We start from the raw sequence: 23,617 nt of genomic DNA on the forward strand, positions 1-23,617 counted from the left end.
ATAGTATTTTACGCTTTTTACGTGGTATTTTGTTTGATTTGTCAATTGTGTTTTATTTTTGTATTTTTAAATTGATTTAGTGTTTTTAAGTAGGGTCTTGAAGACAGTAAATTCGAAAAAATGAAGTAACTTTACATTCTCTTTTTTATAAAAAAGTTAGAAAATTATATGTATTTAATTTTTGACACAGAAACAACAGGTTTACCAAAAAATTTCAATGCTCCGCTTTCAGATTCTGATAACTGGCCAAGAATGGTTCAAATTGCATGGCAGGTGCATGATGATGATGGTAATTTAATTGAAAATCAGGATTATATAATAAAACCTGAAGGGTATGATATTCCCTTTAATGCTGCTAGGATTCACGGGATTACAACGAAAATTGCTAATGAAGAAGGACGCGATCTGCAGGAGGTCTTAGAAGAGTTTTCTAAAGTTCTTGAAAAGATAAGAGTAGTTTCCGGTCACAACGTTGAATTTGATTACAATATTGTAGGAGCAGAGTTTTATAGAAAAAATATACATGACAACCTGCAAGAGAAACCCAGAGCTGATACGATGATTCTGGGAACTGACTTCTGTCAGTTAGGTGGGGGTCGCGGAGGAAGATATAAATCTCCAAAACTTGAAGAGCTTTATGAAAAACTGTATGGGAGCAAATTTGATGAAGCCCATAACGCAGCGGCAGACGTAAACGCTACTGCCAGTGCTTTCTTTGAGATGATAAGAATTGGAGTAGTTCCTGCTGAAACATTAAAGATTTCAGAAGATCAGTTAGCTTATTTCAAGAGTCTTTATCCGGATCCGATTAAGCCTTTCAATATTGTTATAAGAAGACAGGTTGCAGACTTTCATAATAAGAAAAAGCAGCAGGATTTCGGAAGTATTGATGAAATAGACTTAGGAAAATACTTCAATTTTGATAATCACAGTGTCTTTTCGACCTTAACAGCAACTTCAAGTATTAATGATCTGATTAAAAAAGCTTCTGATGAAAATTTCCCTGCTGTCGGAATGGTAGATCTGGGAAATATGATGGGAGCTTTTAAGTTTGTTTCCGCAGTGGAAGGCGCAAATGGAGATAGGGCTAAAAAACATAAAGAATATCTGGCTAAAAAACAGGATGCTGAAGAAAATGGAACTGAATTTAATGAAGCAGAACCAGTTTCTGAACCATTAATCCCTGTTGTTGGATGTGAATTTTATATTTCAGAACGTTACGAGCAAAAGCAGTTTACCAAAGATGATCCGGATAGGAGAACCCAAGTGGTGCTGTTGGCAAAAGATTTTAACGGATATAAAAACCTAGCAAAACTTTCTAGTATCGGTTTCTTAAAGGGATTCTATTTTGGGGTTCCAAGGATTAGCCGTGAATTGATTGCTGAGTATAAAGAAGGAATTATTGCTTTGACCTCCGGAATTATGGGGGACATCCCTGATGCTATCTTAAATACCGGTGAGCAAAAAGGGGAAGAGCTTTTCAAATGGTGGAGTGACACTTTTGGAGATGATTTTTATGTTCAGCTTCAAAACCATAATCTGCCTGAAGAAGAACACTTAAATGAGGTTCTGCTATATCTGGCAGATAAATATAGCGTCAAAATTCTGGCCCAGAACGAAACTTTTTATACCAATAGGGATGATGCTAATATTCAGGATATTGTAAGCTGTATTAAAGACGGTGAAAAGCTTACAACTCCTATTGGAAAAGGATTTGGAAAAAGAAGAGGACTTGCTACCGGAGAGTATTATATGAAAAGCTCTGACGAAATAAAAGAAGCTTTCCTTGCTTATCCGGATGCATTTGAAGCATATGAAGAATTTTTCGCAAAGTTTAAGCCTTATACCTTAAAAAGAGATGTTCTCCTGCCGAAATTTGATATTCCTGAAGAGTTTATCCATGAAGAAGATGAGGTAGATGGTGGGAAAAGAGGAGAGATGGCTTATCTTACCCATTTAACCTATGAAGGAGCGAGAAGAAGATATTTTGAAACTGGGATTACAGACGAGATTAAAGAGCGTTTGGACTTTGAGCTGGAAGTAATTGCCAATACGGGATATCCGGGATACTTCCTTATTGTTCAGGATTTCTGCAATGAAGCCCGTAATATGGGAGTTTGGGTAGGCCCGGGAAGGGGATCTGCTGCAGGATCTGCTGTGGCTTATTGTATCGGAATTACCAATGTTGACCCTATTAAGTATGATCTCCTTTTTGAGAGATTCCTGAATCCGGAAAGGGTTTCGATGCCCGATATTGATATTGACTTTGATGATGAAGGTAGAGATCGTGTCATCAAATGGGTAATTGAGAAATATGGACAAAGCCAGGTAGCGCAGATCATTACTTATTCTGTATTGGGAGGGAAATCTGCAATTAAAGATGCCGGAAGAGTATTGGATGTTCCAATCCCTGATACCAATAACATTGCTAAACTGATCCCTTCTACACCGGGGATGAATATTGCGAAAGCATTAGCAAAATACGATAAACTGAAACCAGAAGAGCAGATGCTTGTTGATGAGATGAGGTATGTTCTGGAGAGCCCTGATGATTCACGTCATGGAGTACTGGCAAGTGCTAAAAAGATGGAAGGGTGTATCAGAAATACCGGAATTCATGCCTGTGGGGTAATCATTACTCCGGAAGATGTGAGTAATCTGGTTCCGGTAACTATTGCTGCTAAAGATGCTGATATTTTGGTGTCTCAGTTTGATAACTCGGTGGCGGAAAGTGCTGGTCTTTTGAAAATGGATTTCCTGGGTCTTAGAACACTTACTATCATTAAAGATGCTTTGAAATTAGTGAAAGCAAGGTATGGAGTAGATATTGATCCGGATCTTATTCCATTGGATGATACTAAAACATATCAGTTATTTAAAGAAGGAAGAACGGTCGGGATTTTCCAGTATGAAAGTCCGGGGATGCAAAAATACATGAGGGAGCTTAAGCCTACTGTTTTTGCAGATCTTATTGCCATGAATGCATTGTATCGTCCGGGACCTATTAAATATATTCCAAACTTTATTAACAGAAAACATGGTGTTGAAGAGATTGTTTATGACTTACCGGAAACAGAAGAATATTTAAAGGAAACTTACGGAATTACTGTTTACCAGGAACAGGTAATGCTTTTGTCTCAGAAATTGGCCAACTTTACAAAAGGTGAAGCCGATACGTTGAGAAAAGCAATGGGTAAGAAGCAGATTGATGTTCTTAACAAAATGTATCCTAAATTTATTGAAGGAGGAAGGAAAAATAATCTTAATGAAGAAAGGCTGGAGAAAATCTGGAATGACTGGAAAGCCTTTGCAGAATATGCTTTCAACAAATCTCACTCAACGTGTTATGCTTTTATCGCTTATCAAACAGCTTATTTGAAAGCAAATTATCCTGCAGAATATATGGCGAGTGTAATGAGTAATAACATTAACAATACTGACTCGATTACCATGTTTATGGAGGATTGTAAAAGTATGGGAGTAGATGTTTTAGGACCTGATGTAAATGAATCTCAATATAAATTCTCTGTAAACGAAAAAGGCCAGATCCGTTTTGGTTTGGGAGCTATCAAGGGAATAGGAGAAGGGCCGAGTGAGGCGATTACAAGAGAAAGAGAGAATGGAAGGTTTAAAAATATTTATGATTTTTTTGAAAGAATATTACCTTCTCAAATGAATAAAAGAGTAGCGGAAAGTTTGGTGGTTGCCGGAGCTTTTGATGAATTAGATGCTTTTCACAGAGGTCAATACTTTGACATTGATATGGCGGGAAGAACTAATCTTGAAAGATTAATCAGGTATGGACAGAGCTTTCAGGAGAGTAAAAATGAAATGGAGTTTTCTCTGTTTGCAGATTTTGCAGATGAAGTTCAGATTGAGCAGCCTAAGTTACTGCCTTGTCCTGAATGGCCGAATATGCATAAACTGAATAAGGAAAAGGAAACTATCGGATTTTATCTTTCTGCCCATCCGCTGGATGAATTTAAATATCAATTCCAGTTTATGCAGGGAAGACTTTCCAAGAAATCAGTTCTTGAAAAAGATGAAGAGGGAAAAACAGGAACTGATGAGGCTCCTGTTTTAGAGCAGGATTCACCGGATGAAACTACTGATCTCATTGAAATTGTTTCTGATGAATTAGCTGTGGGAGAGGAAGAGATAGTGGAAGAAACGACCAAAAAGGCAGAACCAAAAGGAAATTTCTTATTCTTAAATCTTGATGAGGTAGATGCTTACAAAGAGCAGGCTTTTGCCAATAAGCAGGAAGAATTGTTTGAAGAAAAGAAAAAAGACTGGAAAACACTGCAGAAGGAAAGGGAAAATGGCGGTGGTGGAAAAGAGTATACGGTAGCAGGTCTTATCACAGAGTATAGAGTTCAGGATGGTTTCAGAAGTGGTGAAAAAGTAGCTTTTGTGACATTGGAAGATTATTCCGGTTCTTATTCTTTCAGATTGGGAGATAGAGATTATATGAGGCTCAAGGAAAAACTTGAAGTACAAAGGTTTGTTATCTTTAAAATAAAATTTGCCAAAGTAAAAGACGGAAGAGTTTTTGTGAATGTTAATGATGTGATTGAGCTTCAGGAAGCATTCGAAAGATTTGCCAAGAGTATTTCTTTAGTGATGGATGTGATGGATGTAAGATTGGAAGATTTGGATTTCTTTCGAACCGTTTTGGAGAGAAATAAAGGAAATCAGAAATTAAAATTCTTTATTAAGAATATTGAAGATGATTCCCAAATTGAAGTCCAGTCTATGAAACATTCTGTCGATTTGAATGGAGATCTCATCAAGGAAATACAATTGCTTAATAAATATGAGTTTTATTTGAACTAAAAAGATATAATATAAGAATTTGAAAGTGGCTTTTGGCCACTTTTTTTTGTAAATGAGCTAAATACTTGATAATATTTGTTTTATATGGAAAATATTATTTTATGTTAAGTTGTAATTTTTTCACAGGTAGGGTTTTAATTTTTTTTATTGTAATTTATTGATAATTAGCGTTTTAAATAGTTTGATTTTAATTAATGAATAACTGTTAAAATTAAATAATTGTTTAATTTTATTTAAAAATAATAGATATTTTTAATTCTATAATTAATGTTTTTTAATATTTTATGATATTTGTTTAAATATTTTTTACTTTTACCGCCCTAACTATTATTATTACTATTTATGAAAAGAATTCTACTGATGTGTATGATGGCTCTTGGTATAGGAGCCTCAGCACAGATCCTCGTTAATGAGGGATTTGAGGGTGGGTCATTATCTCCTGGATGGACCTCGTCTGCGTTACCCACTACTGCATCACAGACACCATCAATAGGAATGTGGTCGTCTGGTACTGCTTGTGCAGGATCAAATATGGCTTATAGGAACCTTTACAGCAGTGTAACATCTTATAATCTTGTTTATTCTTCTCTCAATTCCAATGGCCTGGCTCTTGATTATTCATTCCAGTATGCAGCTAAAGGATATTCATCCACCGCAAGTACCAAAGGAAACTTTACAGCTGAGTATTCCTTAGATGGTGGAGGGAACTGGACCACTTTGGTTGCTCCTGTCAATCTTGATAGTCCGGGCACTACTCCTATTTCTTGTACTACTGTTTCAGGAACAATTCCTGCGGGAACAATTCCTGCCGGAGCGGATTTTAAATTCAGAATTACGGCAAACTATGTCTCTCCTGGGGATTTTTATTTAGGATTTGATGAAATCAAATTAAGCCAGCCAATTACAACGCCTCCCGGATGTACCACGTTAGTGGCGCCTGCAGCAGCGGCAACCGGAGTTTCCAGAACTCCTACATTAAAATGGAACAGTGCAGCCGGAGCTACCGGTTATTTGATTAATATAGGAACTACTCAAGGTGGAAATGATGTATTGAATAATGTAAATGTGGGAAATACGCTTAGTTATACTCTTCCTGCAGCAAATACCCTTAATTATTCAACAACATATTTTGTAAAAGTAATTCCTACCAATGATCTTGGATCTAATACAGGCTGTTCAGAAAGTTCTTTCACGACTTTGAATATTGGTTGTCCTACGGTTTCAGCGCCTAGCTCAGCGGCAACGGGAGTTTCTGTACTTCCTGCTATTACCTGGTCATCAGTATCAGGAGCTACCGGGTATAAGATTTCGATAGGAAGTACAACAGGTGGAACTGATATCATGAATAATGTAGATGTAGGAAATGTTACCACTTATACTCTTACAACTCCATTGTTATTCAATACTAAATACTATTATACGGTTAATAGTTATAGTCCTACATCTGTAAGTTCAGGTTGTACAGAAAGAACCTTTACAACAGCTACTTTATGTCCTTCCGTTTCAGCACCTAGCGCAGCGGCGACCAGTGTATCAGTACTTCCTACTTTTACATGGACTGCAATAGCCGGTGTTACCGGATATAGAATTACGATTGGAACTACCACTGGCGGAAATGATATTATGGATAATTTTGATGTAGGAAATGTTGCGACTTATACACTTACTACACCATTGGCTTTCAATACGAAGTATTATTATAAAGTCATTGCTTATTCAGGAAGTACGGTAGGAACTGCTTGTTCGGAAAGAACTTTTACAACGGCAGTTCTTTGTCCTAGTGTTTCTGCACCTAGCTCAGCAGCAACCGGTGTATCAGTGCTTCCTACTTTTACATGGACTGCAATAGCTGGGGTTACCGGATATAGAATTACGATGGGAACTACCGCGGGAGGAAATGATATTATGGATAATTTTGATGTAGGAAATGTTGCGACTTACACGCTTACTACACCATTGGCTTTCAATACGAAATATTATTATAAAGTCATTGCTTATTCAGGAAGTACCGTAGGAACTGCATGTGCGGAAAGAACCTTTACAACAAGTACTTTGTGTCCGGTAGTGACAGCGCCTAGTTCATCAGCTACTGGAGTTTCAGTATTGCCTACCTTTACTTGGGATGCAATAACAGGAGCTACAGGTTATAAAATATCTATGGGAACTACTTCTGGTGGGGTAGATATTTTGAATAATGTAGATGTAGGAAATGTTACAACCTATGTGCTTACCACTCCGTTAGCTTTCAGTACGAAGTATTATTATACAGTGACTGGTTATGCTGGAGGCCTAACGGGAAGTTCTTGTACAGTAAGAAATTTTACTACCCAAGGAGCTTGTCCTTCCGTAACTTATCCAGCGGATTTATCAGCTATTCAACCGCTAAAACCTACATTCAAATGGAGTCCAATTGTGACGGCGACTTCTTATACCTTAACGATTGGAACTACTGCTGGTGGCTCTGATATCATGAATAATGTAGATGTAGGAAATGTTACATCATATACACTTACAACAGCTTTGACGCAAGGAACAAAATATTACTATAAAGTAAATACAACTACTTCAACAGGCTGTACTGAAAGATCATTTACAGTAAATGCTACTCCTGCACCAGCTAATGATGACTGTGTTGGATCTTTGGTAGCATCTTCTTTACCATATACTTACTCTCAAACTGATGGGGCAGGCTCTACCAATGGAACCGGATTTATTACTGCCTGTTCTTCTAGTTCTAATGATGGTATGTGGTTTAAGTTTACAGGAAACGGAAATGAAATTACTGTAGCGGCGAAAAATACTACAGCATGGGACCATAAGGTATCCGTATATAGTGGAAGCTGTGGTGCTCTTACTTGTGTAGGTACTGCGGATGCTGTGTTCTCAAGTGTAGGTAGTACAGAAACATACACCTTTAATTCAGTGGCGGGAACTGTATATTATGTAAATGTGGGATATTATTCTTCGACAATAGACAATCCGGAAGGAAATTTTGACCTCAATATTACAAGCAGTTCACTATCAACATCTGAAGTGGTTTCTGAGAAAGTAAAAGAAATAAAAGTTTATCCTAATCCATTTACCGATACACTTAATATTTCTGATATTTCTAAAGTGCAATCTGTTTCTGTTATTGATCTTGCGGGGAGAGTAGTGAAAACAATTGAAAAACCTTCTTCTGAACTTCAATTGACAGATCTGAAACAAGGAATGTATTTGATCGTATTACATCTGAAAGACGGATCAAAACAAGTGGTTAAATCAATTAAGAGATAAAACCAATTAATATAAGAATTTAAAGCAGTAACTTAACGGTTACTGCTTTTTTTTAATATTTTTTTAATGTTGTATTAAAATTATTATTAATTTGGTAATGTATTAACACCTTAAAAAAATTGTATATGAAGAAAATCTTACTCTTGTGCTTACTGATGGTAAGCATGATTTTAAATGCTCAAATCACCTTAGGTGGAGGAAGCTCAATGGTTGGAAAAGTTCCAATCGATAACTTTTGGGAATACTCCTATTCCCAACAGATATTCAAAAAACAGGAAATTAACACGAATGCTGCGGGAAATATTACGGGACTAAAATTCTATGTGAATCCCAATGTAAATATAGCTGACGCATCAGACTGGGTTGTCTACTTGGGGCATACTTCGAAGTCTGAATTTGCTTCTGAGTCTGATTGGGTTGCTCTTTCAGATCTTACAGAAGTATATGCTGGTACAATCAGTGCTGTAAATGATGTGGTAGAGCTTACATTTTCAGTCCCTTTTCCTTATAACAATACGCAGAATTTAGTAGTTGCAGTTGATGAAAATAATCCGGAATATAATTATTCAGAAGATCGGGCATTTTATGTTCATAATCTTAATAATGTCCCTAAAAGCGCAATTAGTACAGTAGATTATTTCGAAGATTGTGATCCTGCTGATCCTAATGAAGGTGAATTGTTAGGGTATAGATCTGTTATTAGTTTTATAGGGCTTACTCCCAATGCAGTGCCTTCCTGTACTAATTTGATGTACCCTATAAACAATGCAGTGTTAGTTCCTATATCTCCTGAAATTAGTTGGTATGCATCATCCGGGGCTACAAGCTATAAAATCTCCATCGGAACCACTCCGGGAGGATCAAATATTGTGAATCAGCAAATTGTAAGTACTACAAGTTTCACTCCGTCAACTCCTCTTTCTCTTAATACAACTTATTACGTAAGAGTAGTTGCAGTGGGAGCAGGAGGTGAGTCTTCGGGTTGTTTTGAAACAAAATTTACCACTACACCGCCGCCGCCATCTAATGATGAATGTGCTGCTGCTATTACTTTAACGGTGAATCCGGACTTAAGTTGTAGTGCCGTTACTGCAGGAACTACCATTGCTGCAACAAATTCAGGGTTAGATACAGATCCTTGTTATGGAGCTGCAGATGATGATGTATGGTATAAATTTACTGCAACAGAAGCCAGCCATATTATTTCACTTAGAAATGTAACCTCTGTTGGATCAGAATTCGATGATAGTGCTTATTTCCAGGTGTTGAGTGGTGACTGTACAGGTTTAGCAAATGTTTTATGTTCCTCATATACTGGATCAAGTGTTGTTACAGGGCTTAATGTAGGTGAAACTTATTATGTAAGAGTTTACAGTTACAGTGAAGGAGGAGAGTATGCTCAGAGTTTTAATATATGTGTAGGTACATTGCCACCACCTCCAACCAATGATGATTGCGCTACAGCGGTTACATTGACGGTAAATCCAAGTATGAGCTGTGGAGCAGTAACTGCTGGGCATACCCTTGGTGCAACAGATTCTGGTGTATCTCTGGACACTTGTTCAGGTAACCCTGATGATGATGTATGGTTCAAATTTACCGCTACTTCAGCTAAGCATGTTATTACACTGAGTGATGTAGTTTCTATTGGAGATTATAATACCACGGATACTTATTTCCAGGTTTTCAGTGGAGATTGTGCTACCGGATTGACAAATGTTACATGTTCTGATCCCCTATCAAAAATTGTTGATGGGCTTACAGTAGGTACTATTTATTATGTAAGAGTATTTTCTTATGGCGGAACAGGTCGAGCTATAGGCTTTAATATATGTGTAGCAACACCACCTCCACCTCCGGTAAATGATGATTGTTCAGGAGCTTTGATTGCATCAGTATTTCCTTATAGCTATACACAGGCTGATGCATTGGGGACTACTAATAATAATGGTGTGATTGATATTTGTTCAGACAATATGAATGATGGAACATGGTTTACTTTTACAGGAGATGGTACTGTTTATGATATTAAAGTTACGATGCCTGCAGGAATTGGTTTTGACCCTCAGATAGGGGTGTATAGCGGTACATGTGGTAACTTATCCTGTGAAAATACGGTTGATAATGCTGGTGCGGGAGGTGCAGAAACAATTTCGGTATCAACGGCCGCAGGAACTGTATATTATGTGAATGTAGGACATTATGATAATACGGACGATCAGGCAGAGGATGTATTTACCATTACTATTAATAAAGAAAGTCTTGGAACTTCAGAGGTATCTAAAGCTAAGAATGAAATTAAAGTATATCCAAACCCATTTGCTGATGTTCTGAATATTGCAAAAGCAGATCAAGTGAAGTCGGTATCTGTTACAGATATTTCTGGCAGGTTAGTGAAAACGATTGAAAGCCCTTCATCTGTTCTTCATTTAGGAGACTTGAAGCAAGGTCTGTATATGTTGATTTTGAATATGAAAGACGGAACCAAACAAACAGTGAAAGCTATTAAAAAATAAATAAGAGTCTATCATTCATTATACAATGAATCTTTTATTTAATTCAAAAAAAGATGAGCGAAATTTTCGCTCATCTTTTTGTTTTTAAAGATCTACTCTTCATTATTTGTTTGGTACTGGCTGTATATCTCCCGTATTCATATGATCGAAAACTGTTGGGAAGAACATGACGAGGATAAAGTAAATAATAATCATCAGTACTATTAATGCGAAAAGAATAATGACTAAACTATTCGGTTTGTTTTTCTTTGTTGGTTCCATGATTTTGTGATATTTGGTGAATAGATTAAATTAATACTCTATATCAAGCTAATTTCTTGCCACACTGCTTGCAATACCTTGCATCGTCATCAATATCTTCATTACCACAACGGTCACATACCTTTTCCAGATTTTGTCTTTTGTTTCGCATTTCTGCTGTTACAATTCCCGTAGGAACAGCAATAATAGAATAACCTGCCAGCATGAGAACGACTGCAAAAAACTTTCCCAGCGGAGTGATAGGGGAGACATCCCCATATCCTACGGTAGTCACGGTTACAACTGCCCAGTAAATGGATTGTGGGATAGTTTCAAACCCCTGTCGGCCACCTTCCACCATAAACATGAGAGAACCTACGATCACTGAAAATATAATCAGAAACAGAAGGAATATGTAAATTTTTCTTGAGCTGTTTTTTAAAGCCCTTACAATAAGATATCCATCATTCATGAAATCCAGCAAATTGAAAATTCTAAAAACTCTCAACATTCTCAGCATTCTGAAGATCAGAAAATATTTGGTAACAGGAAAGAAGAAACTTAAATAAAACGGAACTAAAGCAAGGAAGTCTATGATTCCGAAGAAACTGAAGATGTAATGCTTTTTATTTTTTAATACAGCAATCCGCATTGAGTATTCTGCAGTAAAAAAAATAGAAATAATCCATTCAAGAATCAGGAATGTATAATGAAATCTTTTATCAAGCTGAGGGACACTTTCCATCATAATAATGGCGGTACTTGCAAGAATTAAAGATAATAAGATGATATCAAACAGTTTTCCGAGCCTGGTATCAGAGCGATAAATTATCCGGTAAAGGTATCTTTTCCAAAGTCTATCTTCAGGAACAAGATTATGCTCTCTTTCCATTTTGAATATTTTTTAAAATTAACAAATTATCGTTATTTTCGTAGCAAACATACAGAATAAAATGACAATAAGAAAAGTAATTGCAGAAATAGATAAACTCATTCCTTTACAGCAAGCGGAAGGCTTTGATAACGTAGGTTTGTTATGTGGTGTTCCCGATCGTGATGTTTCCGGAATTTTGGTTTGCCATGACGCATTGGAAAATGTGGTAGATGAAGCTATTAAGAAAAACTGTAATCTGATTGTATGTTTTCATCCTATTATATTTTCTGGGTTGAAATCTTTAACTGGGAAAAATTACGTAGAAAGAACTGTTTTGAAAGCTATTGAAAATAAAATTGCTATTTATGCCATTCATACAGCTTTTGATAACGACTTCTTTGGGGTGAATCATGGAATTTGCAGTCAATTGGGTTTGAATAATATGAAAATTCTTCAGCCTAAAGAAAATAACTTAAAGCAATTGACGGTTTTTGTCCCTAAAGATTATTCTGAAAAAGTAAAAGAAGCAATGTTTTCTGCAGGAGCTGGCAGCATAGGATTTTATGATGAGTGTAGTTTTACAGTCAATGGGAATGGAACATTCAGGCCTGTTGAAGGATCAAATCCATTTTCCGGACAGCAGAATATCCGGGAAAATGCTGATGAAGATATGATCTCTGTAATTTTTGAAACTTATAAAGAAGGTCAGATCATTGGAGCAATGAAGACGGCACACCCTTACGAAGAAGTGGCACATCAGGTTTATAGCTTAGATAATAAAAATCATCATGCCGGACTCGGAATGTATGGTGAACTGGAAGAAGAAATGGATGAAAAAGATTTCTTAGGATTTGTGAAAGAAAAATTCGGGCTTGACATCATAAAACATTCTGCTTTTAATAACAAAAAAATTAAAAGAGTAGGAGTGCTTGGAGGTTCCGGAGCCAGTGGAATACGTTCTGCAATTTCCAAAAAATGTGATGCTTATCTTACCGGAGATCTTAAATATCATGACTATTTTTTAGCAGAGTCTAAAATGCTGATTTGTGATATAGGACATTATGAATCAGAACAATTTGTAAGTCAACAATTATTTGAAATTTTGTCACAAAAATTTAGTACATTTGCAATTTCAAAATCTATTGAAAAAACAAACCCAGTAAATTATTTCATTTAAATATGGCAAAAACCAACGATATTTCAGTTGAAGAAAAATTAAGAGCTTTATACGATTTACAGATCATTGATTCAAGATTGGATGAAATCCGAAATACTAGAGGAGAATTGCCAATTGAAGTTGAAGATCTTGAAATCGAGATTGAAGGTCTTGAAAAGAGAGCTGAAAAATTTCATGCAGACATCAAAGATCAGGACGATCAGATTAAAACAAAGCATGAAGTTATTAACCATGCAAAAACTTTAATTGAGAAATACAAATCTCAGCAGGATAATGTAAGAAACAATAAAGAGTTTGAAGCATTAGGGAAAGAAATGGAATTCCAGGATTTGGAAATTCAGCTTGCTGAAAAAAGAATTAAAGAATTCGGGGCTAAAATTGCTCACAAAAACGAAACTTTAAGCGAATTAACTTCAAAGATCGACGATTTAAAAAAACACTTGAAATTCAAGAAAGAAGAATTAGAAGGGTTGATCTCTGAAACTCAGAAAGAAGAAGAATATCTTATTGAGCAATCTAAAGAATTTGCAGGAAAAATTGATGAGAGATTATTAGCTTCTTACAACAGAATCAGAACAAGCTCTATTAACGGTCTTGCTGTAGTAGGATTAGAGAGAGGAGCTCCAAAAGGATCTTTCTTCACTATTCCACCACAAAAGCAAATGGAAATTGCTCAGAGAAAGAAAATCATTATTGATGAGCACTCTGGAAAAATCCTTGTTGATGATGAGTTGGTAATGGAAGAAAACGATAGAATGAAATCTGTAATTAAATTCTAATTATTGATTTTCAACAATACAGAAGCTGTTTCATTTTGAAACAGCTTTTTTTGTTCTTATAAAAAAAACAAATTCCATTGACTTTAGCCAAAACATAATAATATCCCATTGCTATTAAAATCTACAAAAAAACCGCCTCAAAATGAAGCGGTTGATATTATTTAATCGTGATGTTCATACATCTTATTGTAAAGATTCATAAACTTCTCTTTTACGGCTTTTCTTTTCAGTTTCAGCGTAGGAGTTAGAAGCCCTGCTTCAATGCTCCAAACCTCAGGTGTCAGTTCAATCTTCTTGATTTTTTCCCAGTTTCCAAGATGTTCATTAATTCCATCGATTTCTTTTTCAATTCTTTGCTTCAATTCTGAACTTTTCGCAATTTCTTCAGGAGTAGAACCAATGTTGAGGTTATTTCTCATCGCCCAGCTTTTGGCAAATTCAAAATCTGGCTGTACTAATGCACATGGCATTTTTTCACCATCACCTACTACCATAATCTGCTCAATGAATTTTGAAGCTTTGGCGAGGTTTTCAATAGTTTGAGGGGCTATATATTTTCCACCGGAAGTCTTGAACATTTCTTTCTTACGGTCAGTAATCTGTAAGAATCCGTCACTGTCAAGGTGACCAATATCCCCTGTTTTAAAGAATCCGTCTTCTGTAAATGCTTCTTTGGTCATTTCTTCATTCTGGAAGTATCCTTTAAATACAGAAGGGCCTTTTACTGTAATCTCACCATCTTCCTGAATTTTTACCTGTAGATTATCCAATGGAATTCCAACGGTTCCTACTCTCATTTTTTCAAAACTGTTTACAGAAATTACAGGCGATGTTTCCGTTAATCCATATCCTTCCAAAATAGGAATTCCTGCATTTTGGAACATTAAATTCAGCCTTGTAGATAAGGCTGCAGATCCTGAAACCAATGTAATAATTTCACCGCCTAAACCTTCTCTCCATTTTGAGAATACCAGCTTGTCAGCAATAAGTTGTTGGATTCCGGATGGCTTGGAAACAGACTTCTTTTTGGTAATTAAATTTAAAGCCCAGAAGAATATTTTTGATTTTAGTCCTCCGGCAGAAGAACCCGTATTGTAGATCTTATCATATACTTTTTCTACCAATCTTGGTACAACGGTCATGTAATGAGGTTTCACTTCCTTTACATTTTCACCCATTTTTTCGATACTTTCAGCAAAGTAAAGAGAAAAGCCATTGTATTGATAAAGGTAAAAAAGCATTCTCTCAAAAATGTGGCAAATCGGAAGAAAACTTAATGCTCTTGTTTCCTTATAATCCAGGCTCTTTTTCTTAGGAATCCTTGGGATAGAGCCTAATACGTTAGAGACAATATTATTATGGGTAAGCATTACTCCTTTAGGCCTTCCTGTAGTTCCTGAAGTATAAATAATAGTGGCTAAGTCTTCCGTATGAATGGCGTTGGAAAGATCTTCCACCTCAATTTGTGTAGATTCATCTTCACCAAGATCGAGAATTTCACTCCAGTTGGCAGCACCGCTTATTTTATCAAAAGTAAAGATTCCCTGTAAAGTAGGAATGTTGTGTTTTACTTTCATTACCTTATTAAGCAATTCTTTGTCAGAGACAAAACAATATTGTATTTCAGCATTGTTGAAGATAAATTCATAATCTTCCGGAGAAATACTTGGATAAATCGGTACTGAAACAACACCGATTTGAGAAAGTCCAAAATCCATAATAGCCCATTCCGTTCGGGAATTGGTAGTGATCAAAGCGATCTTATCACCCGGCTTTATACCTAGCTTCAGTAATCCTCTGGATATCTTATTTCCCTCATTAATAAACTCCTGGGTAGAAGTTTTTTTCCATTCACCATGATACTTCGTTACAAACATATCCGTTTTAGGATATTTGGCTAAAGCGTAGTGCGGAATATCGAATAATCTCTTGATCGTCATGATTTTTTAAATAATTTATAAAGAAATCTAAATATAAGCATTTTTTTTAATTGTATACATTTGAAGATGATAATTAGAGATAAGTTGAATGTTTGCCATAACAGTTTCTGCTGAAAACCGCTCTGGGAGCCATAAAAGCAGATTGATGATCTGATCGTGCTTTATTAACGATAGGTTTTATGGATACTGCCACTATCCGTTTTATAAGCTATTAATATCATAAAATCAGACCTCCCGAATCTTGCATCCTGTATCTCTTCCATCTCCCTTTCCATCAGTCTTTTTCCCACTTTTAATTTATTCTTTCAGATTTGCTTAAAAAGTGTAAATTTACGGCTATCTAATTATTTTTTTTATGGACTTTAATTTATCGGAAGAACAGCTGATGATTCAGCAGGCGGCAAGAGACTTTGCACAGAACGAACTATTACCTGGAGTTATTGAAAGAGACCGTGACCAGAAATTCCCTGTAGAGCAGGTGAAGAAAATGGGAGAAATGGGACTTTTAGGAATGATGGTGGATCCTAAATACGGTGGTGCAGGTATGGACAGCGTTTCTTATGTGCTGGCAATGGAAGAGATTGCAAAAGTAGATGCTTCTGCAGCGGTTGTAATGTCTGTAAACAATTCATTGGTTTGTGCCGGGCTTGAAAAATTTGCTTCTGAAGAACAAAAAGTAAAATACCTTACCCCTCTTGCAAGCGGGCAGGTAATTGGAGCATTTGCTTTATCTGAACCGGAAGCAGGTTCTGATGCAACATCTCAGAAAACAACTGCTGAAGACAAAGGAGATTACTACCTTTTAAATGGTATTAAAAACTGGATCACCAATGGTGGAACAGCTACGTATTATATCGTCATTGCACAGACTGATCCTGAGAAAAAACATAAAGGAATCAACGCTTTCATCGTAGAAAGAGGATGGGAAGGTTTTGAAATCGGATTAAAAGAAGATAAATTGGGGATCAGAGGAAGTGATACACACTCTTTGATCTTCAACAATGTAAAAGTTCCAAAAGAAAACAGAATCGGTGCTGATGGATTTGGTTTCAATTTTGCAATGGCTGTATTGAATGGAGGTAGAATCGGTATCGCTTCTCAAGCACTAGGTATCGCTTCAGGAGCTTACGAATTGGCGTTGAAATATGCTAAAACAAGAAAAGCTTTCAAAACGGAGATTATCAATCACCAGGCTATCGCATTCAAATTAGCAGATATGGCGACTCAGATCACTGCTGCAAGAATGCTATGCTTCAAAGCAGCGTGTGAGAAAGATGCAGGAAAAGATATTTCTGAAAGTGGTGCTATGGCAAAACTATATTCTTCTCAGGTAGCTATGGATACTACGATTGAAGCTGTACAGATTCATGGTGGATACGGATATGTGAAAGAGTACCACGTAGAAAGATTAATGAGAGATGCAAAAATTACTCAGATCTACGAAGGAACTTCTGAAATCCAGAAAATCGTGATCTCAAGAAGCATCGCAAAATAAATAATAATAAAACACACACTCTATGAAAAAATCTTTGTGGATCACCCTCGGTGTCGTACTGCTATTGTTAGGAGTATTTGTATGGTATAAGTTCTTCTTCGTTTTCGGAGAAGGAGTAAAATCCGGATACCTGAATTATGCCATGAAAAAAGGCTATGTCTTCAAAACTTATGAAGGAAAATTGATTCAGGAAGGATTTGGAAAAGGAAAAGCAGGAGGTATTACAAGCTATGAGTTTGAATTTTCTGTAGATGATCCTGAGGTTTTCAAACAACTGGAAACCAATAGTGGTAAAACCTTTGATCTTCATTACAAAGAATACAATGGCGCTCTTCCGTGGAGAGGAAACACAAAGTTTGTCGTAGACAAAGTTGTGAACATGAAATAATAGAAAAGGCTTCCGTTTTGGAGGCCTTTTTCTTTTTAGGAGCTTTTCCCGCTATCCACTCATACTCCTCGCGCCCAGCTGCCTCTTTGAGGGCCAATCCATGCTGCGGGGTAACCGTTACTATCGGGGCTATTTTATGAGTAATGAATGATATTGATGTTAGACCTTACTATGAACATTGCTATATCAATGAGACGTTTCTGGAGGTCATAGCTTTTGTATATTAATCAATTTTGTCATCCTGTAAGAGTCTCATCTTATCTATTAAACATCAAGTATCCATTCGCATATCAAGATCAATATCAATAGGAGTGGGCTTTAGCCTGCTCAAATAATTAAATCATATTCATTCGGCTTTAGCCAAAACCTAAAATAGCCCATTTTAGAGATCAACAAGCACAAGCATCTGCGAAAATCAGTGCTATCTGTGGTTTAAAATAAGCTTCACTTAAAAATAAAAACAAAAAATCCATCACAAGGATGGACTTTGAAATTCTAATGAGAATCCTGATTAGAAATATTGTTTTTTTTCTTTTTATAAAAATAGTATCCAATACCACCAATCAGAAATACCGGCCATAAAGGAAGAAGAAAGAGAAAGATTGAAGTAATTACATCCCAGCCTGATTCAATAGCGGCCAATGATTTTCCACCAAAAGTTTTAGGCTCTTTTTCTGATGCTGTTTTATCGGTGATATTGATATCGATACTACAGATGGTGTTATCTGCATAATTACGTCCTGTAACCTGAATATCTCTGGTTTCAATATCTCCTATATTGCTGTTCAATGCTTCCATTAATCCATCAAAATGCTGGATTGGTACTTTGATGTTCAGACTGTAAACCTTTTGATTTTCATCGCGAGGATTGGCTGATTCAATATAAGACTGGTTTTCACTTTTAACATATCCATTGTTCTTGATAGCTTCTTCTCGGATAATTTCTTTTACCGTTTCAGCATTATCTGCTCTTACCACAAGATATCCTGTTTTTACTATTTTATCTTTTGGCATATTCAGTTCATAGCTATCATTCTTCGGTTTCTCTTTGTAAATGATTTTGGTTTCCTTAATTACCTTAGGCGCCGGAACATTTGTGGCCACTTTCTCAGCCTTTTTGACTGTAGAATCCTTTTTCTCAATCTTTGATTCCAGTTTGGTAGATGCAATTTTATCAGATAGCGAATCTACCATTTTGGAAGTGTTTTCTATTTTATCCTGGATATCATTTTTAGCCCCTTCAATATCTTTTATTCTGATACTTGCTGAATCAAGAGCCTGGTTTGCCGTTTTGCTGGCATTATCAATAGCGTCTGAAGCAACAGAAGCAACACTATCTATACTGTGGGCTGCATCCTCAATATTGGATTGAGAAGCTCCACCTTTTTGACTACACGCAATAAAAGTACCTGATATAGCAACGAGTAAGATGAACTTTTTCATAACATTATTTTTTTGATGAAGTAAAATTAGAAGAGAAGTTCTTGTAAAGATTGTAAAGGAGTTGTTTTGCTTGTGTAAATCAATAATTTATTGATTTATAAGTGTTTGTAAAATAGAAATAAAACAGTTTTACAATTCTTATTATAGTTAATAGAATCATATTTTCTGATTCAATATGATAAACCGAACTATTATTTTACTAAAAAGACCTCTTTTAATGGAGGCTAAAAAGGTCTTTTAAATTATAAATAGTATTTGGAAATCTAATAGGGTTTATTTTTTCCAGTCTTGATTGAATCGTAAATCAAATAATAGACTATACACTCTGTCCAAACCATAAGTGCCAATCAGCCCGTAGTCTTTTATTTCTTTTATCTTTCCGTTATTATAAGTTATTTTTAATGTTGATGAATGATCATCAGTCCAATTTACAGAGTACCGATCTTGTAATTTCGGAAAATCAATATAATTTAAAAGATGAATGATTTCATCATAATTGGTTTTTGTAATCAAAGTTTTGAATGTACCCACGATCTCTTGGTTACTTTTTGCATCATTGATATTATAGTACTCTGCCTTAAATAATCCATTTCTATTCTTATCAATTGAAATGTAAAATTTGGGACAGGTTCCAAAACATGAACCTGTCTGATATTCAATTTTTTCAATACTATAAGAATTGGGATTTTCATTGTATTCGATAAAATCGCCAAACTTGAAAATCAGATCTTTTTTCATCAGTTTTGGCTTCTGTTTATTATCTGAATCCAAATCCGGTTCCGACATATAATAGTATTGGATTATTGAGTCATTTTTAATCTTGGGAAAAGTACAGTTTTGAAAAGATCTTCGGGTCAGCCTGTTGACCTTTAATGAGTTTTTACCATAATTCATAACAATGAAAATGCTAAAGTCATAGTGATCTCCGAAAGCCATTAGGTCTGTATAGCCATTGAGATCAAAGTCTGCTGTATAAAATGACTGGTTAATTTCTAAGGAATCTGCAATTCTTTTGCAAAAATTATTGGGTCCATCTTCTTCCTGAAAGTCAGCTATTTTTTTTATTTTGATGGGTTCATGTGCTTTGATTATTGAATTAATCAGATTTTCAACTTCTTTCTCTGTTTTCAGTGAATCGACATTAGAAGGGAATTTTTGAGAAAAATATTTTTGATGAATCAGTATAGTGAGAAGAATAAAAAATAATTTTTTCATTAGGAAAGTATGGTTAAAAGTTTACTGAGAATGGAAATCAAATATAAGAAGTTTTTAAAACAGTAAAAGTATATTAATTAAATTTTGAAGATATCCGGAATCAAAAAATCCGCAGAAAATGTCTGCGGATCTATATTTTTCAGCAATTTTGCTTTAATTAATGCTCTCTGAATTCACTGATAAAATGAAGCTTCACATTCGGGAATTTCTCCTGAGTCATGTGAATCGTGAAAGAAGAATCTGCTAAAAATACCAATTGATTGTATTTATCTCTGGCAAGGAATCTTTGCTTTAATCTTGCAAACTCCTTAAACTCTTCAGATTTCTCATCAGCTTCTACCCAACAAGCTTTGTGCATAGATAGAGGTTCATATGTACATTTTGCACCATATTCATGCTCTAAACGGTATTGGATAACTTCATACTGAAGGGCTCCCACAGTTCCAATAATCTTTCTTCCGTTCATTTCCAATGTGAATAGCTGGGCAACTCCTTCATCCATCAACTGATCAATACCTTTGGCCAATTGTTTAGCCTTAAGCGGATCGTTGTTGTTGATATAACGGAAATGTTCAGGAGAGAAGCTTGGTATTCCTTTGAAACTAAGTTTCTCACCACCTGTTAACGTATCACCAATTCTGAAACTTCCCGTATCATGAAGACCTACGATATCACCTGGGAAACTTTCTTCTACTACCTCTTTTTTATCAGCAAAGAAAGCATTCGGAGAAGAAAACTTCATCTTTTTACCTTCTCTTACCAATAGGTAATTTTCATTTCTCTTAAATGTTCCGGAAACGATTTTTACGAACGCTAATCTGTCTCTGTGCTTAGGATCCATGTTAGCGTGGATTTTGAAAACAAACCCTGTGAAAGTGCTTTCTTCCGGTTTTACCAGACGGGTATCACTTTCTTTAGGCTGTGGCATTGGAGCAATGTCAATAAATGCATCCAATAATTCACGAACTCCAAAATTATTCAATGCAGAACCGAAGAATACGGGCTGTAAATCACCTTTCATATAATCTTCACGATTAAATTCAGGATAAACAGACTGGATTAAGTCAAGTTCTTCTCTTAGAGTAGCTGCTGCTTTTTCTCCAATTACATTATCAATTGAAGTATCATTAATATCATCAAACTGGATAGAATCTCCAACTTTCTGTTTTTTCTCTTCTAAGAAAAGCTGGATATTGTCTTCCCAGATATTATAAATTCCCTGGAAATCACTTCCCATACCAATAGGCAGAGAAAGTGGACAAACTGTTAGTCCTAATTTTTGTTCCACTTCATCCAAAAGATCGAAGGCATCTTTACCTTCACGGTCAAGTTTGTTAATAAATACCAACATCGGAATGTTTCTCATTCTACAAACCTTAACCAATTTTTCAGTTTGTTCCTCAACCCCTTTTGCCACGTCAATAACAACAATTACTGAATCTACAGCGGTTAAAGTTCTGTAAGTATCTTCAGCAAAGTCCTTGTGACCCGGAGTATCAAGAATGTTAATTTTATGGTCTCTATATTCAAATGCCAATACGGAAGTTGCTACAGAGATTCCTCTTTGCCTTTCAATTTCCATAAAGTCGGAGGTAGCTCCTTTTTTTATTTTGTTGGATTTTACCGCACCTGCTTCCTGAATTGCACCCCCAAAAAGAAGTAGTTTTTCCGTAAGAGTAGTTTTTCCGGCATCCGGGTGGGAAATGATCCCGAAGGTCTTTCTTTTTTGTATTTCTTTGATTAAGTCTGACATATCGTATTTTGAAGTTGCAAAAATCGTGATTTTTTGCGAGGTTTTCAAATTTAAATGAGGGCAATATTAATCAGAGGAAAAAGAGAGATTTGATAATAAGAAGTAAAAGTTGAAATGATAAGCAATTTTTCCGTTTTGTCACGGTCTGTTTTACTTTGAATTAAAAGATGTGATGAACCTCTCAATATAATTTTAACGCCATATAAGCAGCGAAATAGAGTAAATTAACGCAAGAATAGCAAAAGTAATAAGAAATGCGATAAGAAATTCTAATAGACGGGGGTCTTTTACCGGCGGAAAGTCCGGTGTAAGACTATATTGTTCAATCGTTTGAGGGTTTATCCTTAGATCTGGCCGGAAACACTGGATTCCTCTTAAAAACTGACGATACATTTCAAATTGATTACTCAGAATAATATACTCAAAGTTGAAATCTAAACGGGTCATTGCAGTTTCACCTGATTGATTTTTAAGATATATATTCAAATACGTTTTGGGATACTTTCCACCTGTGCTGTATATATAAGTGTCGTATGATCCATTTTTGACCCGTTGCAGGTCATGATATGAAATGGTATTGATAATATTGCCTGAATTACTATAAAAAGTAACCCCTTTTTTATCTATAACAGCGGTTCGGATGTGTTCTTTTTTTCGATATGTTAAACTCATAATCATGGCTACAAAACAAAACGCCAATAGAAGCTGAGCAAAAATAAGAATGAAAAAAGTACTGAGGTCATTTTCTAAATAGTCCCTGAAGTGGCTATACATATTTTCAAAAATAACTCCGATGATGACAATAATAATCAGGACAACTACCCACATCAGTCCCATCAAAAGATAAGTGATGGGTTTATCAACTTTAGAGGTGACGGTCAGGAATTTTTCTGTCATATCAGTTTTTAAATTTATACAATAAGAATGGAATTCCCACAAGGATACAGGTAATAACAATCACTGCCAAAATAAATAGCCAGCCGCCCAATGAAACTCCTTTTTTACTGTTAATATGCCAGGTGTTTGGGTCAATGGAAAAGCTTTTAAGAGTTATTGGATCTATTTTTAAATCTTGACGAAAAATTGATATTCCATACAAAAAATGGGTGTATAATGTAACTTTATTTTTCAGAACACGAAGAGGAAGGTTCATATCTATACGTCTGGTTTCGACATTATTTTTTTCTTGTTGGACGGTGACTTCCAGTAAGGGAATAATAGTTGAACCTATGGGGGTAACTGTATAAATGTCAAAATTTTGTTTTGAAGAGCAAAGCTCTGTATACAATATTTGTTGTATGATTTTATTTTTTGCATTATAAAATAAAAGACCTGTATGGTCTATAACAATTTTATTGGCAATATTCTCTCTTCTTATGACATATTGTCTGATGACGGGAATTAAAATCAAAATCGAAGATCCCCAGGATATTAGCGCTACAGAAAGCATCATCTTAGTTCCTTTGTTATAGATTCCATAAGCTGGACCTATAATGAAAAGACAGAAGAAGAATATAAGCATTCCCCAATAGGTGGTCTGTAGAATAAAAGTAACCCATCGGTTAATTTCAGATTCAACGCTGGGGAAAGGGATTTCTGTATTTGTTTTGGTGATATTCATGGTAATGAGGCTAAATTAAGTATTTTATTTTTTAGTTGCCTGTGGCATTCAAAAAAATTATCTT

General features: G+C 35.6%; 15 protein-coding genes. 7 read left to right on the plus strand and 8 right to left on the minus strand.

Annotated elements, in window-relative coordinates:
- The first annotated feature begins 168 nt into the window (after positions 1-168).
- From dnaE to EL260_RS26275, 3 genes are all read left to right on the plus strand, one after another.
- Complete coding sequence (dnaE, locus tag EL260_RS09100) at positions 169-4,836, plus strand: DNA polymerase III subunit alpha (RefSeq protein ID WP_123859867.1); 4,668 nt, start codon at positions 169-171, stop codon at positions 4,834-4,836.
- Positions 4,837-5,178: 342 nt separating this feature from the next.
- Positions 5,179-8,112: a T9SS type A sorting domain-containing protein gene (locus tag EL260_RS09105; protein WP_123859869.1), complete on the plus strand. Its 2,934-nt coding sequence runs from the start codon at positions 5,179-5,181 to the stop codon at positions 8,110-8,112.
- Positions 8,113-8,237: 125 nt separating this feature from the next.
- A complete protein-coding gene (locus tag EL260_RS26275) occupies positions 8,238-10,628 on the plus strand; it encodes a T9SS type A sorting domain-containing protein (RefSeq protein WP_123859871.1) in 2,391 nt (796 codons plus the stop codon).
- Between the two features lie 102 nt (positions 10,629-10,730).
- Here EL260_RS26275 and EL260_RS25555 read toward each other — a convergent pair whose 3' ends face one another.
- Together EL260_RS25555 and EL260_RS09115 are read right to left on the minus strand one after the other, a co-directional pair.
- A complete protein-coding gene (locus tag EL260_RS25555) occupies positions 10,731-10,889 on the minus strand; it encodes a hypothetical protein (RefSeq protein WP_164466623.1) in 159 nt (52 codons plus the stop codon).
- Between the two features lie 43 nt (positions 10,890-10,932).
- Positions 10,933-11,760 carry an ion transporter gene (locus EL260_RS09115; RefSeq protein WP_123859873.1) on the minus strand — a complete coding sequence of 276 codons (828 nt, stop codon included), beginning with the start codon at positions 11,758-11,760 and terminating at the stop codon, positions 10,933-10,935.
- A gap of 61 nt (positions 11,761-11,821) precedes the next feature.
- Here EL260_RS09115 and EL260_RS09120 point away from each other — a divergent pair, with 61 nt between their 5' ends.
- Positions 11,822-12,919 carry a Nif3-like dinuclear metal center hexameric protein gene (locus tag EL260_RS09120; protein ID WP_123859875.1) on the plus strand — a complete coding sequence of 366 codons (1,098 nt, stop codon included), beginning with the start codon at positions 11,822-11,824 and terminating at the stop codon, positions 12,917-12,919.
- Between the two features lie 2 nt (positions 12,920-12,921).
- Positions 12,922-13,698 (plus strand): zinc ribbon domain-containing protein, encoded by a 777-nt coding sequence (locus tag EL260_RS09125; RefSeq protein WP_123859877.1) that lies wholly within the window; start codon positions 12,922-12,924, stop codon positions 13,696-13,698.
- Between the two features lie 161 nt (positions 13,699-13,859).
- Here EL260_RS09125 and EL260_RS09130 read toward each other — a convergent pair whose 3' ends face one another.
- Entirely contained in the window at positions 13,860-15,638 is a 1,779-nt protein-coding gene (locus tag EL260_RS09130) for an AMP-dependent synthetase/ligase (protein WP_123859879.1), read from the minus strand.
- A 355-nt stretch (positions 15,639-15,993) separates the two neighbouring features.
- Between EL260_RS09130 and EL260_RS09135 the strand changes: the two genes are divergently transcribed.
- Positions 15,994-17,133 carry an acyl-CoA dehydrogenase family protein gene (locus EL260_RS09135; protein WP_068942298.1) on the plus strand — a complete coding sequence of 380 codons (1,140 nt, stop codon included), beginning with the start codon at positions 15,994-15,996 and terminating at the stop codon, positions 17,131-17,133.
- Positions 17,134-17,155: 22 nt separating this feature from the next.
- Complete coding sequence (locus tag EL260_RS09140) at positions 17,156-17,521, plus strand: hypothetical protein (protein WP_089732947.1); 366 nt, start codon at positions 17,156-17,158, stop codon at positions 17,519-17,521.
- Positions 17,522-18,016: 495 nt separating this feature from the next.
- Here EL260_RS09140 and EL260_RS09145 read toward each other — a convergent pair whose 3' ends face one another.
- The 5 genes from EL260_RS09145 to EL260_RS09165 form a co-directional block, all read right to left on the minus strand.
- Positions 18,017-18,964 carry a DUF4349 domain-containing protein gene (locus EL260_RS09145; RefSeq protein ID WP_123859881.1) on the minus strand — a complete coding sequence of 316 codons (948 nt, stop codon included), beginning with the start codon at positions 18,962-18,964 and terminating at the stop codon, positions 18,017-18,019.
- 273 nt (positions 18,965-19,237) lie between these two features.
- Positions 19,238-20,179, minus strand: a complete 942-nt coding sequence (locus tag EL260_RS09150) for a DUF6438 domain-containing protein (protein WP_123859883.1) — start codon at positions 20,177-20,179, stop codon at positions 19,238-19,240.
- Between the two features lie 157 nt (positions 20,180-20,336).
- Positions 20,337-21,932: a peptide chain release factor 3 gene (locus tag EL260_RS09155; RefSeq protein WP_123859885.1), complete on the minus strand. Its 1,596-nt coding sequence runs from the start codon at positions 21,930-21,932 to the stop codon at positions 20,337-20,339.
- Positions 21,933-22,124: 192 nt separating this feature from the next.
- A complete protein-coding gene (locus EL260_RS09160; RefSeq protein ID WP_123859887.1) occupies positions 22,125-22,829 on the minus strand; it encodes a hypothetical protein in 705 nt (234 codons plus the stop codon).
- A 1-nt stretch (position 22,830) separates the two neighbouring features.
- Complete coding sequence (locus EL260_RS09165; protein ID WP_123859889.1) at positions 22,831-23,553, minus strand: hypothetical protein; 723 nt, start codon at positions 23,551-23,553, stop codon at positions 22,831-22,833.
- Positions 23,554-23,617 lie beyond the last annotated feature (64 nt).

This window comes from Chryseobacterium nakagawai (assembly GCF_900637665.1).
GTDB lineage: Bacteria > Bacteroidota > Bacteroidia > Flavobacteriales > Weeksellaceae > Chryseobacterium > Chryseobacterium nakagawai.

What these genes read in the sequence shown, in the direction of transcription:
- dnaE (WP_123859867.1), top strand. Translation starts at nt 169, where the DNA reads ATGTATTTAATTTTTGACACAGAAACAACAGGTTTACCAAAAAATTTC.
- EL260_RS09105 (WP_123859869.1), top strand. Translation starts at nt 5,179, where the DNA reads ATGAAAAGAATTCTACTGATGTGTATGATGGCTCTTGGTATAGGAGCC.
- EL260_RS26275 (WP_123859871.1), top strand. Translation starts at nt 8,238, where the DNA reads ATGAAGAAAATCTTACTCTTGTGCTTACTGATGGTAAGCATGATTTTA.
- EL260_RS25555 (WP_164466623.1), bottom strand. Translation starts at nt 10,889, where the DNA reads ATGGAACCAACAAAGAAAAACAAACCGAATAGTTTAGTCATTATTCTT.
- EL260_RS09115 (WP_123859873.1), bottom strand. Translation starts at nt 11,760, where the DNA reads ATGGAAAGAGAGCATAATCTTGTTCCTGAAGATAGACTTTGGAAAAGA.
- EL260_RS09120 (WP_123859875.1), top strand. Translation starts at nt 11,822, where the DNA reads ATGACAATAAGAAAAGTAATTGCAGAAATAGATAAACTCATTCCTTTA.
- EL260_RS09125 (WP_123859877.1), top strand. Translation starts at nt 12,922, where the DNA reads ATGGCAAAAACCAACGATATTTCAGTTGAAGAAAAATTAAGAGCTTTA.
- EL260_RS09130 (WP_123859879.1), bottom strand. Translation starts at nt 15,638, where the DNA reads ATGACGATCAAGAGATTATTCGATATTCCGCACTACGCTTTAGCCAAA.
- EL260_RS09135 (WP_068942298.1), top strand. Translation starts at nt 15,994, where the DNA reads ATGGACTTTAATTTATCGGAAGAACAGCTGATGATTCAGCAGGCGGCA.
- EL260_RS09140 (WP_089732947.1), top strand. Translation starts at nt 17,156, where the DNA reads ATGAAAAAATCTTTGTGGATCACCCTCGGTGTCGTACTGCTATTGTTA.
- EL260_RS09145 (WP_123859881.1), bottom strand. Translation starts at nt 18,964, where the DNA reads ATGAAAAAGTTCATCTTACTCGTTGCTATATCAGGTACTTTTATTGCG.
- EL260_RS09150 (WP_123859883.1), bottom strand. Translation starts at nt 20,179, where the DNA reads ATGAAAAAATTATTTTTTATTCTTCTCACTATACTGATTCATCAAAAA.
- EL260_RS09155 (WP_123859885.1), bottom strand. Translation starts at nt 21,932, where the DNA reads ATGTCAGACTTAATCAAAGAAATACAAAAAAGAAAGACCTTCGGGATC.
- EL260_RS09160 (WP_123859887.1), bottom strand. Translation starts at nt 22,829, where the DNA reads ATGACAGAAAAATTCCTGACCGTCACCTCTAAAGTTGATAAACCCATC.
- EL260_RS09165 (WP_123859889.1), bottom strand. Translation starts at nt 23,553, where the DNA reads ATGAATATCACCAAAACAAATACAGAAATCCCTTTCCCCAGCGTTGAA.